Annotated in this window: 17 protein-coding genes; 15 read left to right on the top strand and 2 right to left on the bottom strand. The window is 40.6% G+C overall.

What is annotated here, in order from left to right; all coding sequences use genetic code 11:
* Positions 1-262 precede the first annotated feature (262 nt).
* Positions 263-496: a hypothetical protein gene (locus BT797_RS01570; protein ID WP_045109037.1), complete on the top strand. Its 234-nt coding sequence runs from the start codon at positions 263-265 to the stop codon at positions 494-496.
* Positions 497-576: 80 nt separating this feature from the next.
* On the opposite strand, the gene BT797_RS01565 is transcribed toward BT797_RS01570, so the two are convergent.
* Positions 577-999 carry a zinc ribbon-containing protein gene (locus BT797_RS01565; protein ID WP_075470945.1) on the bottom strand — a complete coding sequence of 141 codons (423 nt, stop codon included), beginning with the start codon at positions 997-999 and terminating at the stop codon, positions 577-579.
* 414 nt (positions 1,000-1,413) lie between these two features.
* On the opposite strand from BT797_RS01565, the gene leuS reads away from it, so the two are divergent.
* From leuS to lipA, 14 genes are all read left to right on the top strand, one after another.
* Positions 1,414-4,005, top strand: a complete 2,592-nt coding sequence (gene leuS / locus BT797_RS01560) for a leucine--tRNA ligase (RefSeq protein WP_045109035.1) — start codon at positions 1,414-1,416, stop codon at positions 4,003-4,005.
* A gap of 194 nt (positions 4,006-4,199) precedes the next feature.
* Positions 4,200-4,904 carry an LPS-assembly lipoprotein LptE gene (locus BT797_RS01555; protein ID WP_045109034.1) on the top strand — a complete coding sequence of 235 codons (705 nt, stop codon included), beginning with the start codon at positions 4,200-4,202 and terminating at the stop codon, positions 4,902-4,904.
* Complete coding sequence (gene holA / locus BT797_RS01550) at positions 4,904-5,941, top strand: DNA polymerase III subunit delta (RefSeq protein WP_075470944.1); 1,038 nt, start codon at positions 4,904-4,906, stop codon at positions 5,939-5,941. The genes BT797_RS01555 and holA overlap by 1 nt, the downstream gene beginning before the upstream one ends.
* Before the next feature lie 82 nt (positions 5,942-6,023).
* Entirely contained in the window at positions 6,024-6,674 is a 651-nt protein-coding gene (nadD, locus tag BT797_RS01545) for a nicotinate-nucleotide adenylyltransferase (RefSeq protein WP_045109032.1), read from the top strand.
* Between the two features lie 101 nt (positions 6,675-6,775).
* On the top strand, positions 6,776-7,105 hold the full coding sequence (rsfS, locus tag BT797_RS01540; RefSeq protein WP_045109031.1) for a ribosome silencing factor: 330 nt from the start codon (positions 6,776-6,778) through the stop codon (positions 7,103-7,105).
* Between the two features lie 4 nt (positions 7,106-7,109).
* Positions 7,110-7,580 (top strand): 23S rRNA (pseudouridine(1915)-N(3))-methyltransferase RlmH, encoded by a 471-nt coding sequence (gene rlmH / locus BT797_RS01535; RefSeq protein WP_045109030.1) that lies wholly within the window; start codon positions 7,110-7,112, stop codon positions 7,578-7,580.
* Positions 7,581-7,585: 5 nt separating this feature from the next.
* The gene (mrdA, locus tag BT797_RS01530; RefSeq protein ID WP_045112379.1) at positions 7,586-9,442 is read left to right on the top strand and encodes a penicillin-binding protein 2; all 1,857 of its coding nucleotides are present in this window, start codon (positions 7,586-7,588) and stop codon (positions 9,440-9,442) included.
* The gene (gene rodA, locus BT797_RS01525; protein ID WP_075470943.1) at positions 9,442-10,542 is read left to right on the top strand and encodes a rod shape-determining protein RodA; all 1,101 of its coding nucleotides are present in this window, start codon (positions 9,442-9,444) and stop codon (positions 10,540-10,542) included. Before mrdA ends, rodA begins: the two co-directional genes overlap by 1 nt.
* A 9-nt stretch (positions 10,543-10,551) precedes the next feature.
* Entirely contained in the window at positions 10,552-11,547 is a 996-nt protein-coding gene (mltB, locus tag BT797_RS01520; protein WP_075470942.1) for a lytic murein transglycosylase B, read from the top strand.
* Positions 11,537-12,328: a septal ring lytic transglycosylase RlpA family protein gene (locus BT797_RS01515; protein ID WP_045109027.1), complete on the top strand. Its 792-nt coding sequence runs from the start codon at positions 11,537-11,539 to the stop codon at positions 12,326-12,328. The genes mltB and BT797_RS01515 overlap by 11 nt, the downstream gene beginning before the upstream one ends.
* Positions 12,329-12,470: 142 nt before the next feature.
* Positions 12,471-13,637: a D-alanyl-D-alanine carboxypeptidase family protein gene (locus BT797_RS01510; RefSeq protein WP_075470941.1), complete on the top strand. Its 1,167-nt coding sequence runs from the start codon at positions 12,471-12,473 to the stop codon at positions 13,635-13,637.
* A gap of 93 nt (positions 13,638-13,730) precedes the next feature.
* The gene (ybeD, locus tag BT797_RS01505) at positions 13,731-14,000 is read left to right on the top strand and encodes a DUF493 family protein YbeD (RefSeq protein WP_045109025.1); all 270 of its coding nucleotides are present in this window, start codon (positions 13,731-13,733) and stop codon (positions 13,998-14,000) included.
* Between the two features lie 83 nt (positions 14,001-14,083).
* Complete coding sequence (gene lipB, locus BT797_RS01500; protein ID WP_075470939.1) at positions 14,084-14,740, top strand: lipoyl(octanoyl) transferase LipB; 657 nt, start codon at positions 14,084-14,086, stop codon at positions 14,738-14,740.
* Positions 14,733-15,698 carry a lipoyl synthase gene (gene lipA, locus BT797_RS01495; RefSeq protein ID WP_045109023.1) on the top strand — a complete coding sequence of 322 codons (966 nt, stop codon included), beginning with the start codon at positions 14,733-14,735 and terminating at the stop codon, positions 15,696-15,698. The genes lipB and lipA overlap by 8 nt, the downstream gene beginning before the upstream one ends.
* Positions 15,699-15,836: 138 nt before the next feature.
* On the opposite strand, the gene BT797_RS01490 is transcribed toward lipA, so the two are convergent.
* Positions 15,837-17,093: a glutamate-5-semialdehyde dehydrogenase gene (locus tag BT797_RS01490; RefSeq protein WP_045109022.1), complete on the bottom strand. Its 1,257-nt coding sequence runs from the start codon at positions 17,091-17,093 to the stop codon at positions 15,837-15,839.
* Positions 17,094-17,098: the final 5 nt, after the last annotated feature.

Genomic DNA, 17,098 nt, shown 5'->3' with positions numbered 1-17,098 from the left:
CAAATAAGTGGTATAACTCAGTATGATAAACAGAATGAAAGTTAACGAATTAATTTAATTTTCATGAGTAGAAGCATCGAAAGACCGTAATTCATTGATATAATTAATCGTTCTAGATCACAAGTTTACAACTCAAATAATACATATTAAAACGACTTATTCAGACTGTACCATCATTTTAAAAGCTGACTTTCTTGAAGTTGTTTGGCCATCAACTACACTAAAACTATAATCCGATTGTTCTGTCACGAGGGGTATTACCATGCAGCTTTCTGATATCAAAAGCATGTATCACAGACATGAATTAGTTGAGGCCATCGTTGAACCGTCTTTGATAGCAAACGGATGGATTGTAGAATTTAAATCAGAAAATGGAGATATTATTCCTTTAACCGATTTTAGCGGCCATGAAAAGTGTTATCGAAATTTAGATATCGCGACAGCAACAGCGCAACAGGTAGGGTTTCCATCGGTGAGAATAGACGAACCATTTTAACTATCCCTTTAATTTTAAACAAAAAAATGGTCAGTACATAACTTAACTGACCATTAGATATATGACATTATTCATATACATTAAGGATCAAAGCTTTCACGCATAAACTCATCACCATCACAACCAGCACAAGAAAGTACAATGGCAGGATGAAATAATTCTTTTTGATGACCACAACGTACACACGTGAGTAAACCAAAGCCAACTTCGTCACCCGTTCTATAACGACCTTGGTGTTGTAAATCATCACCAACCTCAGTCCATTCAACCTGCGTTTTATCCGTAATTGATGCCAATGCTCCCCACGTGATTTTATCCCACGCTTGATACCAGGCCGATAACTTAAAACTACTAACACTCGTCTGATAATCTTTATTAAACTCACCAATATCATGGCGAATATAAGCAGATGCTTCTGTTAGTTCTTTTTTGGTTAAATCACTCGCAGCACCTAAATAAGCTTCCGCTTTAAGTACAAATCGTTGCGTAAAATCATTACCCATAAACAATTTCCTCCCTTTAAAACTCAGAGGATGTACAGATAAGTGGCGCACTGAATTTTGATACTGAGTATTGAGCTTAGCCATATAAACCTCCGAATTAATGTAATCACAGTTAACCTGTATTTATTAATAAAACGTCATCTATATTCATCAGTAAAATTATTTATTGTCAGCAATAACGGCCCTATTAGAAGAAGGGATATAGTTACTACTATAACTTAAGTATATGCCAAAATACGCACCCAACAAGCGCACTACATCACATAGTCACCTTGTAAAAGTCTTCAATAAGCATTATCAGTATGGAAAACTTATCGCAATCTGCAAATGAAACTTGTTGCCCTCTCTGTGCTAAGGTATTCTATGGCAAAAATTTGTTTATAAATCCTACCAAGAACAGACTGGATATTACCCATGCAAGAACAATATACTCCAAGCAGTATCGAACCTCAGGTTCAAAAACACTGGCAAGAAAATAAAACATTCGAAGTACAAAACGACGAAACTAAAGAGAAATTCTACTGCTTGTCTATGTTCCCATACCCAAGTGGTCGACTGCACATGGGCCACGTACGTAACTACACAATTGGTGACGTGATCGCACGTTTCCAACGTATGCAAGGCAAAAACGTATTACAACCTATCGGTTGGGATGCATTTGGTCTGCCTGCTGAAAATGCTGCAATTAAAAACAACACGGCACCAGCACCTTGGACGTATGAAAACATTGATTACATGAAAGGTCAGCTAACGTCTCTAGGCTTTGGTTATGACTGGAAGCGTGAAATCGCAACATGTACACCTGAATACTACCGTTGGGAACAAGAGTTCTTCACTAAACTTTTCAACAAAGGTTTAGTTTATAAAAAGACATCATCAGTTAACTGGTGCCCGAACGATGAAACGGTACTGGCTAATGAACAAGTAAATGACGGTTGTTGCTGGCGTTGTGATACCCCTGTAGAACAAAAAGAAATTCCACAGTGGTTCATTAAAATTACTGAGTACGCAGACGAACTACTTACGTCAATTGATGATCTTGACGGCTGGCCAGAGCAAGTTAAAACAATGCAACGTAACTGGATCGGTCGCAGTGAAGGAATCGAACTAGACTTCGCGGTTGAAGGTCAAAGTGACGAACTCAGCAAATTATCTGTATATACAACACGTCCAGACACAGTTATGGGTGTTACGTATGTAGGTATCGCAGCAGGTCACCCACTTGCAGAACAAGCAGCATTAACAAATCCAGCACTAGCGGCATTCAACCTTGAATGTAAAAATATGAAAGTGGCTGAAGCTGATCTAGAAAAAATGGAAAAGAAAGGCATGGCTACTGGCCTATACGCTATTCATCCATTAAATGGTCGTAAAGTACCAGTATACGTAGCAAACTTCGTATTAATGGGTTACGGCACCGGCGCAGTAATGGCGGTTCCAGCTCACGATCAACGTGACTATGAATTCGCAACAAAATACAGCATAGATATTGTTCCAGTAATCAAACCAGCAGACGGTAGTGAACTAGACGTGTCTGAAGTAGCATTCACTGAAAAAGGTGTGTTATTTAATTCAGGTGAATTTGACGGTCTAGAATTTGGCGCAGCAGTTGATGCAATTGCAGCTAAATTAGAAGCAAGCGGTCAAGGCACTAAGAAAGTGAACTTCCGTCTACGTGACTGGGGTGTTTCTCGTCAACGTTACTGGGGCGCACCAATCCCAATGTTAACGCTTGAAGATGGAACTGTAGTACCAACACCTGCAGACCAACTGCCTGTGATCCTACCTGAAGATGTGAAAATGGACGGTATTCAAAGTCCAATCAAAGCAGACAAAGAGTGGGCTAAAACAACATATAACGGTCAACCTGCACTACGTGAAACAGACACATTTGATACTTTCATGGAATCATCGTGGTACTACGCACGTTACTGTAGCGCTACATCAGAAACTGAAATGCTAAACCGTGATGATGCAAATCATTGGTTACCAGTTGATCAGTATGTGGGTGGTATTGAACACGCATGTATGCATTTATTATATGCACGTTTCTTCCACAAGCTGTTACGTGATGAGCAAATGGTTGATAGCAACGAACCGTTCAAACGTCTACTTTGTCAAGGTATGGTACTTGCTGATGCATACTACTACACCAACGCAAGCGGCGGCCGTGTTTGGGTTTCTCCATTAGATGTAACCGTTGAGCGTGACGAAAAAGGTCAACCGACTAAATACATCGACAATGAAGGTAACGAACTTGTTTATACAGGCATGACAAAAATGTCTAAGTCTAAAAACAACGGTATCGACCCGCAAACAATGATCGAACGTTTTGGTGCTGATACAGTACGTCTGTTCATGATGTTTGCAGCTCCTGCAGACCAAACACTAGAATGGCAAGACTCAGCAGTAGAAGGCGCGCACCGTTTCTTACGTCGAATCTGGACACTTGCTTATAGCCACATCAGCAAAGGTGACGTTGTTAAACTAGACGTTGCAGCACTTAACGGCAAGCAAAAAGAACTACGTCGCGAGCTTCATAAAACAATTGCGAAGGTATCTGACGATATCGAACGTCGTCAAACGTTCAACACAGCAATTGCTTCTGTGATGGAATTAATGAATAAGCTAACTAAAGCACCGCAAGAGGCAGAGCAAGATCGTGCACTACTTCAAGAAGCATTAGTGGCTGTTGTTCGTCTACTTGCACCTATCACTCCGCATATCAGTTTTGAACTATGGGGAAAACTAGGCCAAGAAGGTAACATCGACGAAGCTCTATGGCCTGTTGCAGACAAAACAGCAATGGTTGAGTCTGAAAAATTAATCATTGTACAAGTAAACGGTAAGCTGCGCGCTAAACTAACAGTACCAGCAGATGCAACACGTGAATCAGTAGAAGCACTTGCTAACGCTGATGAAAACGTGACGAAATTTACCGATGGTAAAACTGTACGTAAAGTAATTTTCGTACCAGGTAAACTACTCAACATCGTTGCTAACTAAGACTATTTATTGTCACTTTATACAGCGTTAATAGCTAATTAATTAACGCTGTATTTACTCAATAAATAGACAACTTAGACACAAATAATAGGCCCTTCATTCTGCTTTTATTTTTATAGTAGAGTCTAGGGCTTTTTTGTTTTTAGATTCCGTGTAAAATTACCTACAATTCATTTATATATTTTGTAGGCATTATGATTGCATCGGCACTGAAACCAGGTTTTATTCGACTAATTTGCATCTTCCTCTTTACTGCTATTCTTGGCGGCTGTGGCTTTCATTTAAAAAATGGCAGTGGTATTCCCGATGAATTACGCAATTTAACGTTAGTATCGAGTAAATATTCCGATTTAACACGCCTCATCAAACAAGAGTTACGCTACAACCAAATTAATCTTGTTGTTCCGACCGTGGAATCAACAACTAGCGATGAGTCTCAGACAACAGAAACCAATGATTCTTCTGAAATAATGGGTGAAGATTCAACCCAAACTAAAACGACAGCAATGGATCCATCATTGTTGAATTCACAGACGCCTGTACTAAGAATTATGTCAGAAAGTACAACTTCACGTACCGTTTCACTCTATTCAGATGCATCTGCAGCGGAGCATGAACTTAGCTATGTTATCCAGATGGAAGTACGCTTACCCAATCAAGAGCCCCAGTACTTTACGGTTGCCTTACAACGTGATCAGCTAAACAACTCTCAAGAAGCACTGGCCCGTTCACGTGAAGCTGAATTACTCAGAAAAGAGTTACGCGAAGCAGCTGCACAACAAGTTGTTCGTACCTTAAGCCAAGTAATCATCGAACCAAAAACCATTGGTGATAATGATACGGAGTTAAGTGAAACCGAACTAAATACAGAATTAAATACAGAGTTTGAAGCGAACTAATGCGCGTCTATCCAGAACAACTCGATCAGTACCTAAAAACTGAGCTCAAGCCCTGTTATTTAATATTCGGCGAAGAGCCATTATTAAAAATGGAAGCAATTGAGCAGATTAAAGCCGCCGCTAAAAAAGTCGGCTTTGATGAACACTATAAGTTCCACGCCGAACCAACAATGGATTGGCCTGCGGCTTTTAATACTTGCCAATCGATGTCACTGTTCTCTAGTCGTCAAACTGTCGAGCTCATCTTTGATAAACGACCATCGAAAGAAGACATTAGCCAACTTAATGATTTGTTTAAGCTGCTAAACCCTGACCTTATTTTAATTCTCAGTGGCCCGTATCTAACCAAAGCACAGCAAAATGCAAAATGGTTTACGCAGTACTTTAAAAACGCACTCTACATTCCAGTTGGTCATCCCGAGGGTCGCTTTTTTGCCAATTGGATGCGCCACCGTCTTAAACGTGCAAACTTAGAAGCTCCAGCGGATGTGATCACCCTACTGTGTCGTAGCTTTGAAGGTAACTTACTGGCAGCAAAACAAGAAATTGATAAGTTATCTCTGCTCTACCCTGGTCAGACATTGAACTTAGCGCAGTTACAACAATCAATAACTCAGCATTCACACTTTAGCAGTTTCCAACTTGTTGATGCCCTGCTTGCCGGTAAAGTAAATCGTGGTCAACGGATCCTCCAGCAATTACAAGCAGAAGGTGTTGACCCGATTGTCATTAACTGGGCGCTAAACAAAGAAATAAATCAACTTTATCATTACAGTTTAATGCAGCAGCAAGGCTTGTCTGTGATTGACGAAATGAAAAAACAACGCTTATGGGCTGGCCGACAGCAGATTATAAATGCCTGCTTAAGCCGCTTGTCATTGAGTAAAATTGAACAAATGCTCGTCCTGTGCTCTAGCGTTGATAGTGCAATCAAAACCAGTACCAGTATTGATCCTTGGTTATCACTACAAATGTTGAGTATCAGCTTTACAGATTCAACTTTGTTACCCAATTTTCATCATTCCGAAATTAGATAGTTTTCATCATGCAGAGATTGAATAACTTTTATCATGCTGAAATTAAAAGATTTGTGTCTTTATTAATAACTAACGGCTGTTTATGACTGATTTTACACCTACTCGCGCCATCGGTATTTTAGGCGGTACATTTGATCCGATTCATTATGGTCATCTTCGTCCTTGCTTAGACTTATTACAGCAACTTAATTTAGCTGAAGTCAGATTGATGCCAAATCACATCCCACCACACCGTGCTACGCCAGGTTCTAGTGCTGAACACCGACTAGCGATGGCGACATTAGCGGTAGAAGACTGTGATGAGTTAAGTGTTGATACGCGCGAGTTAAATCGAACAACGCCTTCTTATACTATTGATACATTAATCGAACTCGCGGCTGAGAACCCAACAATACCCGTGTGCTTTTTAATTGGTCTTGATTCACTAAATAGTTTACATACTTGGTACCGTTGGCAAGAATTGCTCGATTATTGTCATCTGGTCGTGAGTTATCGTCCTAACTACGTATTACAACTCGCGCCAGAAGTACAAAAATTATTTGAACAAGTACGAACAACGGATGTCAAAGTTCTACAGCAGCAAAAGCAGGGTCGTATTTTACTCTGGCCAAGTACGCAATTAGAAATCTCGGCGACACGGATCCGTCAGTTGATTAAACATCAGCAAAGCCCCCAATATCTACTACCTGATAATGTGCTGTCCTATATACACAAAAATAACTTGTATAAGTAAACTACAAGAGATACTAGCCCAGAAACAAGCTAGGTATATATTTAGGCATTATTCACTGTTATAATTCGCGGTTAACTCGATAAAGTTCCTCTGGAGGACCCTTGCAAATTTCAGACCTGCAAGCATTTGTACTAGATAAAATTGAAGACATGAAAGCCCGCGACATCCAAGTTGTTGATGTTAAAGGTAAATCACCAGTGACAGATTTAATGATCGTATGTACTGGCACATCAAAAACTCACGTTAAGTCGATTTCTAATCACCTTTACCTTGAAGCTAAACGTAACGAAGTATTCGTTATGGGTATTGAAGGTACAGAAGATAGTGAATGGGTTTTAGTTGATATGGGTGACGTAGTAGTCCACATCATGCAACAACAAACACGTGATCTTTACCAACTAGAACAACTTTGGCAGTCTGTAGGGGCATAGTCAAATGAAAATTCAGCTAGTTGCAGTTGGCACTAAGATGCCAGCATGGGTAGAAACCGGGTATAAAGAATATGCACGTCGCTTCCCTAAAGATATGCCTTTTGAATTACTTGAGATTAATGCTGGTAAGCGTGGCAAAAACGCGGACATCAAACGGATCTTAGAACTCGAAGGTGTAAAAACGATGCAAGCGATCCCGAAAGGTAATCGTATCGTGACTCTGGAAGTTACCGGCAAACCTTGGACTACAGAACAACTAGCCGTTGAACTAGATAAGTGGAAGCATGACGGTCGTGACGTTAGCCTATTAATTGGCGGCCCAGAAGGACTTGCACCTGAATGTATCGCGGCATCAGAACAACGCTGGTCGTTGTCACCGCTAACCTTACCACATCCGATGGTACGTGTAGTGGTAGCCGAAGCGTTATATCGCGCTTGGAGTGTTACAACAAACCATCCTTATCATAGAGAGTAATATTGGTGGCAAGGAAGCGTATAACCTTACGAGACCATTCTGCGGAAACAGCATTATTTAGCCGTCGCATCATGGTCTCATTTATTTTTGTTCTCTGCATACTTGGCTTGTTATTAAGTAATCTTTATTACTTACAAGTCGATTCATATCAGGCTTACAAAACTCGTTCTAACGAAAACCGCGTCAAATTAGTGCCTATAGCACCCAACCGTGGGCTTATCTATGATCGTAACGGTATACTTTTAGCGGAAAATAAACCCGTTTTCAGCTTAGATATGGTACCGGAAAAAATCACCGACATTGACGCTACAATCGTCAAATTAACAAGCTTATTAAGCCTAACTGAAGATAATATTGACGATTTTCATACTCGCTTAAAACGCCAGCGTCGCTTTAAGCAAGTCTCAATATTAACCAATTTATCCGAATCTCAAGTTGCCCTATTCTCCGTTCAGCAACATAAATATCCTGGTGTTTCCGTCAATGCACGATTAAAACGTTATTATCCATTTGGTGATGCACTCACACATGCGCTCGGTTATGTAGCACGAATTAACAATAATGACCTTAGCCGATTAGAAAAAAATGGCCTACGTGCAACCTACGCGGCAACCCATGATATTGGTAAACAAGGTATCGAACGTTATTACGAAAAAACGTTACACGGAAAACCAGGCTTTAAAGAAGTTGAAGTCAATAATCGCGGTAAGATCATCCGTACACTCAAAATTACACAACCAGTACCTGGAAATGATTTATATCTAAATATCGATATACGATTACAGCTTAAAGCACAAAAGGAATTGGCTGGTCGCCGTGGAGCGATAGTTTTACTAGCACCCAAAACAGGTGAGATATTAGCAATGGTTTCTAGCCCGAGTTATGATCCTAACTTATTTGTACACGGTATTAGTAGCAAAGATTATAATCGCCTATTACAGTCAAAAGATCACCCCTTGATCAATAGAGCAACACAAGGACGCTATCCGCCCGCATCAACAGTAAAACCACAATTAGCTATCTTGGGCTTAGAAGACGGCGCAATCACCCCAAGTACCATTATCAATGATCGTGGTTGGTTCCAGATCCCAAATACTAAACGCCGCTTCCGAGACTGGAATCGCTGGGGGCGCGGTAAGATTGATGTTTATACCGCCATAGCACGATCGTCAGATACCTTCTTTTATAATCTCGCTTATAACGTCGGCATCGATAAAATTAACAATTTTATGGCCGAGTTTGGCTTTGGTCAATATACCGGTATTGATGTTAAAGAAGAAACCAATGCTATCTTACCTTCACGAGAATGGAAACGTGCACGTTACAACCAACCTTGGTATCAGGGTGATACTATTTCAGTGGGTATTGGTCAGGGTTACTGGTCTGCGACACCAATCCAACTTGCAAAAGCAACTGGTATTGTGGCAAGCCGAGGATTACGTCCAGTTCCGCAACTCATCAAAGACATTAAATATACCAATGGTGACATTTATAAACCGGTTGTGGAATTGCCACCACTTAAATTAAAAAACCCCGCTAACTGGCAGGTAGCAAAAGATGGTATGCGCGGTGTTGTAACCATAAAAGGTACTGCGCATCGTGCATTTTCTAAAACAAGCTACACTGCAGCAGGTAAGTCAGGTACTGCACAGCTATACAAGCTCGGTGAAGAAAAATACGATGCCAGTAAAATCCGCGAACGATTACGCGATAATGCCATGTTTGTGGCTTATGCACCGTTTGAGGAACCAGAAATATCAGCGACAATCATTCTAGAAAATGCCGGAGGAGGTAGCTCACAAGCGGCTCCATCAGCACGCCGTTTATTTGATGTCTACTTTGAAAATAAAAAGGAAAATTAATGCCAGATCGTCGTCATAATCAAAGTATTTGGTATAAATTACATATCGATTTCCCCTTATTATTTGGTCTATTAAGTCTAATGGGTGTCAGCCTTGTGGTACTTTATAGCGCAGGTGGCGCGGATATCGCGCTGATGGAAAGACAAGTCGTTCGCATGCTTTTTGCATTAGGGGTGATGATTGCGCTAGCACAAATACCACCTTCAACTTATCGACGTTGGGCATTTCCCATCTTTATCATTGGTACCATTTTATTAATTGCAGTATTACTGTTTGGCCATGTAGGCAAAGGTGCTCAGCGCTGGATTGATCTTGGTTTTACCAAGTTCCAACCATCAGAAATAATGAAAGTAGTCATGCCATTAGCCGTTGCTCGCTACATGAGTAACCAACCGATCCCACCCGATTTTAGAACCATTATAACCGCGTTAATCATGGTCTTGATCCCAACATTATTGATCGCAAAACAGCCCGATCTTGGCACCTCGTTACTGGTCGCGATTTCAGGTATATTTGTTATTTTCTTAGCGGGTATGTCATGGCGATTAGTAATGATTGCTTTTGGACTGGTTTCAGGCTTTGCGCCTATTCTGTGGTTCTTCTTAATGCGTCCGTATCAAAAACAACGGGTATTAACCTTCCTCAATCCAGAAACCGATCCATTGGGCTCTGGTTATCATATTATTCAGTCTAAAATTGCCATTGGTTCAGGTGGATTTTGGGGTAAAGGTTGGCTATCTGGTACCCAGTCACAGCTGGATTTTTTACCAGAACGTCACACCGATTTTATTTTTGCAGTATTTAGTGAAGAGTTTGGTTTATTTGGTGTAATCTTACTACTGTCACTTTATTTATTCGTGATCTGCCGCGGTTTAGTGATTGCAATGCAGGGTCAACGTGTATTTGAACGCCTCATTGCAGGTAGTATTACCATGACATTCTTCATTTATTTATTCGTAAATATCGGTATGGTAAGCGGATTATTACCAGTAGTAGGCGTACCACTGCCTTTAATTAGTTATGGCGGCACTTCGATGGTGACATTGATGGCTGGTTTTGGCATTCTAATGTCTGTAAGAACACATCGTCGCTTAAGTTGAGGAATCTAGATGCTAGGTAAAAAAGTATTATTTCTGCTAGGTTTAGCAGCGTTTCAAGCTAACAGTGCTGAGTTAAGTAGTGAGCACAAAACTTGGGTTGAAGAGTTAAGTACTAAATATGATATATCAAAACAAGTACTTACCGATGCCATAGGGAAAGCAAAGTTCGATGAAAACGTATTAACCAAGATCCAAACACCCTGGGAAAAAAAGCCTTGGTATAAATACGCACCAATATTTATTACAGAAAGTCGCATTAACAAAGGTGTCGAGTACTGGAAACAGTACGAAGAGACCTTTGCTAAAGCCGAAGCTGAATATGGTGTCCCCGCACAAGTTATCGTCGCCATTATGGGTGTTGAAACCTTTTATGGTAAATACAAAGGTAATATTTCAGTACTAGATTCACTTTATACCCTCGGTTTTAACTATCCATCCCGTGGTAAATTTTTCCGTCAAGAATTTGCACAATATATTAAATTAAGTGAACAACAAGGCTGGAATCTGACTGACACACAGGGTTCATATGCAGGCGCGATGGGCTTAGGTCAATTCATCTCATCAAGTTATAGCCATTACGGCGTTGATTTTTCTGGTGACGGTAAAGTTGATATGATCAACGATCCTATCGATGCAATCGGTAGCATTGCTAATTACTTTAACAAGCATAACTGGAAAGCCGATGAGTCAGTCGCTTACCCTGTTAAAGCCGACAGTGAAAAAGTAGCAGCATTACTGAATAAATCATTGAAGATCAAGCATACGTGGGCAGATTTAAAAACCGCCGGAGTGGTACTAAAAGAGTCTGATGAACGGGTGCCAGCAATAATAATCGAAGACTCAACCCCAGCGAAATTACTCAAACTACAGCAGCTTGATAGTGATGAATATTGGGTTTACCTTGATAACTTCTATAGTATTACGCGTTACAACCACAGTCCTTTGTACGCAATGGCTGTATTCCAATTAAGTGAAAAGATTAAACAAGCTAAACATGCGCAATAAACAACGTTTAACCCTACTTTGTATCTGCGGTCTTTTGGCCGCATGTTCTTCTTCTCGTTATCAGTACAGTGATGATCACGCACCAGAGAACATCCCCCAACTTGAAGATATTGCCGACGCAGTGCCAATACCCCAAACTTACAGTCGATATGCGAATCGCAACTATCAAGTGCGTGGTGTTGATTATGAAGTATGGCGAGATATTAAAACTCTAACCCAAGAAGGTAAGGCGTCTTGGTATGGCAATAAATTCCATGGCCATAAAACCTCAAACGGTGAAATCTATGACATGTTTTCTATGTCGGCAGCACACAAAAATTTACCCCTACCGAGCTTTGTGAAAGTAACAAACCTAGGTAATGATAAAACCGTGGTGGTGCGTGTCAATGATCGTGGCCCATTCCATTCAGGACGTATTATTGATCTATCTTATGCTGCGGCTTATAAACTCGATATGCTGCAATCTGGTACGGCTGATGTACGCGTTGAATTAATTATTCCGATTGCCGATAACAGCACCTTGTTTACCCCGAAACCACAATGGTTTATTCAAGTGTTAGCGTCAAGTAATGAAGCTAAAGCACAACAGATTGCCAACGGTTTAGGGGAAAAATACAATACCAATAATCGCTTAGTCATCAGCGGTAAGTTCCATCGAGTACAACTTGGGCCTATCTCAGAAACTGAGCAAGCACAGGATTTATTGGCGAAAGTTCAACAAGAATATACGAATGCTTATATTTTGAAGGAACTTTCCAGCAAAGTAGTATCTAATAAATAAACTTTAAATAGTAAGACAACCATTCAGCTAGTTTGATAGACTAGCTGCTATCTATCGAATAAATTTGATTAAAAACCGTTTAATCAAATTTATTTAAGTTATCAAATACTTAAATCCAATTTTAATTAAAGCGAAGTGAAACGTGGCCAATCAATTTAAAAGACTTATCCTAACGAGCCTCGCAGTGGCGAGTTTCTCATTAAGTGCAGCACCGAGTGTTATTCCCGATACACCCGTAGTAGCAGCAAAAGCATTCATATTAGTTGATTTTGATTCGGGCAAAGTAATCGCAGAACAAAATGCAGATGATTCACTAAAACCTGCCAGCTTAACTAAAATGATGACCAGTTACGTTATTGGTCAAGAAATAAAAGCCGGTAACATCAATCTAGATGACGAAGTTACCATCAGTAAAAATGCATGGGCGAGAAACTTTCCTGACTCATCAAAAATGTTTATCGAAGTAGGTAAAACAGTCACTGTCGAAAGATTAAACCAAGGTATTATCGTACAATCGGGTAATGATGCTTGTGTAGCAATGGCAGAGCATATCGCAGGAACAGAAAGCGCATTTGCTCAGTTGATGAACTCGTGGAGCAAACAACTGGGGATGGATGCAACGCACTTTGCTAATAGCCACGGTTTAGATAGCAAAGAACAATATACAACAGCGCGTGATATGGCGACATTAGGACAAGCACTTATCCGTGATGTTCCTGAAGAATACCGTATTTACTCACAAAAGAAATTTACCTATAACGGCATTACCCAATACAACCGTAATGGTCTGTTGTGGGATAAAAGCATGAACGTTGACGGCATTAAAACCGGCCACACCTCAGGAGCAGGTTTTAACTTAGTTTCTTCAGCGACCAAAGACAACATGCGTCTAGTTGCAGTCGTACTGGGAACTAAAAGTGGTGATGCACGTAAAGCGGAAAGTAAAAAATTACTTAACTTTGGTTTCCGTTTTTATGAAACAGTGACACTGCATGAAGCGAACAGTCGCATAGTGTCAGAACGAGTGTGGATGGGCGAGCAAGAACAAGTTGAACTCGGTCTAGCAAACAAATTAACACTGACGGTACCCCGCGGCCAAGCAAAAAATCTAACGGCTGCTTTTGAAATCCAAAAAGAACTAAGTGCGCCTATCGCTAAAGGCGATGTCGTTGGTAAAGTATTTTATAATCTGAACGATGAAGAGATTGCACAAGCCGACTTAATTGCGCTAGAAGACGTAGAATTAGGCAGCTGGTTTAGCCGATTAATTGATTATTTCAAATTATTATTTGCCGGTTGGTTTGGTTAATCCTTTCCCTGACACCGTTACCCGATTATAATGACGAATACAAAGGAGGCAACAGCCTCCTTTGCCATTATTTCTAAGGTACGAGAAAAACTAATGTCTTTAAATACTAAATTCGACGAACTGCTTGATTTTCCTTGTCAACTTAACTTTAAAGTTATCGGTACTACGGATCCTAAACTCGAAGATAGCATTGTTGCTGTGGCACAAAAACATGTTCCAGGTAACTATACTCCTAGCTCTAAAAAGAGCAGCAAAGGCACTTACAACTCTGTAACCATCAAAGTTAAAGTCCAAGACAAAGATCAAATAGAAGGCTTATACGTGGCTTTCGGTGCGATCCCTGGTGTGATCCGCGTTTTATAATAAATAATATCCATATCAAAAATCTAATTAGTATTGCTAATTAGATTTTTTTCGTTGGTGTTAATCATATAGAAGAGCATATTTTGTCAGAACATAGCATTATAATTCGTCAACTTAATCGCCAATCTTACACGACGGTATTTGACGCGATGAAGTCGTTTACTGATAACAGAGACGACAACACAGAAGATGAACTTTGGTTTGTTGAGCACGATCCCGTATTTACACAAGGTCAAGCTGGTAAAGTTGAACATATACTCGCCACAGGCGACATTCCTGTCGTCCAAGCCGATCGCGGTGGTCAAGTGACTTATCACGGCCCTGGTCAGCAAGTGGTATACTTCTTACTCGATATTAAACGTCGTAAACTTGGCGTTCGAGATCTTGTCAGCCATATTGAGAATGGTATTATTGCCACACTGGCAGAAACAGGTATTGAAGCCTACCCACGCGCAGACGCACCCGGTGTTTATGTTGCTGATAAAAAAGTTGCTTCATTAGGTTTAAGGATCAGGAAAGGCCGTTCATTCCATGGATTAGCACTTAATATAAACATGGACTTATCACCTTTCCTACGTATTAACCCTTGTGGTTATGCGGGTATGGAAATGACCCAAACGAGTGATCTTGGTGGTGCTACCAGCCTAGGTGAGATACAACCTAAGCTAGTCGAACACCTATGTTCCCTGCTAGAATACACCCAATTAACTTTCAAAGATGGATTAACAGAGCATGAGTAAAACCGTTCGATTAGAGCCAGGCGTTAAACTTCGCGACGCAGATAAAATGGCTAAAATTCCAGTAAGAATTATTTCTACTGAGAATGATGAGATCCTGCGTAAACCATCGTGGATGAAGATCCGTCTACCGAAAAGCTCTGCTCGTATTCAAGAAATTAAAACGGTGATGCGTGAAAACAACCTACATTCAGTTTGTGAAGAAGCATCTTGTCCAAACCTTTCAGAATGCTTTAACCACGGTACAGCAACTTTTATGATCATGGGTGCAATCTGTACACGCCGTTGCCCATTCTGTGATGTTGCCCATGGTAAGCCATTACCGCTTGTGGCTGAAGAACCGCTAAAACTTGCGCAGACAATTGCGAAAATGAAGCTGAAATATGTTGTTATCACATCAGTAGATCGTGATGATTTACGTGATGGTGGCGCACAGCATTTTGTCGATTGTATCCGTGAAATCCGCTTACTGAATCCTGAGATTAAAATCGAGATTTTAGTTCCAGATTTCAAAGGCCGTATGGATAAAGCGCTCGAAATCTTTAAAGATACACCACCAGATGTATTTAATCACAACTTAGAAACAGCACCACAACATTATAAAATGGCGCGTCCAGGTTCTGATTATCAGTGGTCTTTACGTTTATTAAAACGCTTTAAAGAAATGCACCCGAATGTTCCAACTAAGTCAGGTCTTATGATGGGCTTAGGTGAAACCAACGAAGAAATTGCTGAAGTAATTAAAGACCTTGCACAACATGGTGTAACGATGCTGACGTTAGGTCAATACTTACAACCAAGCCGTCATCACTTACCAGTGAAACGCTACGTTCATCCAGACGACTTTGATGCACTTGGTGCACTCGCAAAAGAAGTTGGCTTTGAGCATGCAGCTTGTGGCCCATTTGTACGTTCTTCATACCATGCAGACTTACAAGCACAAGGTAAAGAGGTTACTTAACCTTAGCCTCTGCTAAATCAAAGCTAACACTGAAATATACTCTCACTGTTAGCTTTGATTTGCACTTATCAATGGCAAGACCGTCACACATAACGGACTGCCTTAGCACTTAATCAAATTAACAAAACACTGAAATATTTACGGACGAATTAAGCCATCACCAATCGCAATCCATTTATACGTTGTTAGCTCTTCTAATCCCATAGGCCCACGAGCATGTAATTTTTGTGTTGATACCGCAACTTCAGCGCCTAAACCAAACTGGCTGCCATCAGTAAAACGCGTACTTGCATTAACATAAACCGCCGCCGAGTTAACTGCATTCAAGAAACGTGTCGCATTGGTTAAATTATCCGTTAAGATCGCGTCAGAATGCTCTGTCGAATGTTCACGGATATGTATAATCGCTTCTTCTACATCTTTAACAATTTTAACGCCCAAAATCAGCGCGAGCCATTCTTGATCAAAACAATCCGCAGTTGCCACATGCAAATTCTTGGCATTGACGTTTGATAATGCAATATGTGCTTTTGGCTCAGCACGTAATTCCACTCCATTTACTGCTAAACGCTCAGCTAATAATGGCAAGAAGCTTTCAGCAATGTCTTTGTGTACTAATACCGTATCTAAGGCATTACAAGCTGAAGGGCGTTGAACCTTGGCATTTTCAATGATCGCCAGCGCATCTTCAACATTTGCAGACGCATCAACAAATGCATGACAAATACCCATGCCACCAGTGATAACTGGGATCGTACTTTGTTCTTGGCATAAACGGTGTAAACCTGGACCACCACGTGGGATGATCATGTCGACATATTTATCCATTTTCAATAAAGCCGTCACCAAATCACGATTAGGATCAGCAATCACTTGAATTGAATCTTTTGGTAATTGTGCTTTTTCTAACGCTGTTTGGATCACATTCACTAAAATCAAATTAGAATGAACGGTTTCTTTACCACCACGTAAGATCGCTGCGTTACCTGTTTTCAAGCTTAGCGCCGCAATATCAATGGTCACATTCGGGCGCGCTTCATAAATAACACCCATCACACCTAATGGTATGCGACGTTTTGATAAACGCAGGCCATTTTCGAGTACCTTTCCTTCTGACTCAGCGCCAACGGGATCAGGTAAGGCAATCACACCGCGTACGTCAGCAATGATTGCAGTAAGTCTTGCTTCTGTTAATAATAGACGATCAAGTAACGCATCGGTTATGCCATTTTTCTTAGCAGCATCAATATCTTTACTATTAGCAATTAAGATCTCAGCTTGATTATTTTCTAATTCGCACGCGATACATTCTAATGCGTTATTCTTTTGTGCCGTAGTTAACGTTGCTAATTCATAACTCGCAAGTTTGGCTTTCTTTCCTAATTCTTGTAACACTTTAT

Source organism: Moritella viscosa (genome assembly GCF_900120065.1).
Taxonomy (GTDB): Bacteria; Pseudomonadota; Gammaproteobacteria; order Enterobacterales; family Moritellaceae; genus Moritella; species Moritella viscosa.
Note: the sequence above shows the minus strand (reverse complement) of the source record. Positions and strands in the feature narration are given on the sequence as shown.

Bases quoted from the DNA above. Each gene is read 5' to 3' on its own strand.
- BT797_RS01570 (WP_045109037.1), top strand. From the start codon at position 263: ATGCAGCTTTCTGATATCAAAAGCATGTATCACAGACATGAATTAGTT.
- BT797_RS01565 (WP_075470945.1), bottom strand. From the start codon at position 999: ATGGGTAATGATTTTACGCAACGATTTGTACTTAAAGCGGAAGCTTAT.
- leuS (WP_045109035.1), top strand. From the start codon at position 1,414: ATGCAAGAACAATATACTCCAAGCAGTATCGAACCTCAGGTTCAAAAA.
- BT797_RS01555 (WP_045109034.1), top strand. From the start codon at position 4,200: ATGATTGCATCGGCACTGAAACCAGGTTTTATTCGACTAATTTGCATC.
- holA (WP_075470944.1), top strand. From the start codon at position 4,904: ATGCGCGTCTATCCAGAACAACTCGATCAGTACCTAAAAACTGAGCTC.
- nadD (WP_045109032.1), top strand. From the start codon at position 6,024: ATGACTGATTTTACACCTACTCGCGCCATCGGTATTTTAGGCGGTACA.
- rlmH (WP_045109030.1), top strand. From the start codon at position 7,110: ATGAAAATTCAGCTAGTTGCAGTTGGCACTAAGATGCCAGCATGGGTA.
- rodA (WP_075470943.1), top strand. From the start codon at position 9,442: ATGCCAGATCGTCGTCATAATCAAAGTATTTGGTATAAATTACATATC.
- mltB (WP_075470942.1), top strand. From the start codon at position 10,552: ATGCTAGGTAAAAAAGTATTATTTCTGCTAGGTTTAGCAGCGTTTCAA.
- BT797_RS01515 (WP_045109027.1), top strand. From the start codon at position 11,537: ATGCGCAATAAACAACGTTTAACCCTACTTTGTATCTGCGGTCTTTTG.
- ybeD (WP_045109025.1), top strand. From the start codon at position 13,731: ATGTCTTTAAATACTAAATTCGACGAACTGCTTGATTTTCCTTGTCAA.
- lipA (WP_045109023.1), top strand. From the start codon at position 14,733: ATGAGTAAAACCGTTCGATTAGAGCCAGGCGTTAAACTTCGCGACGCA.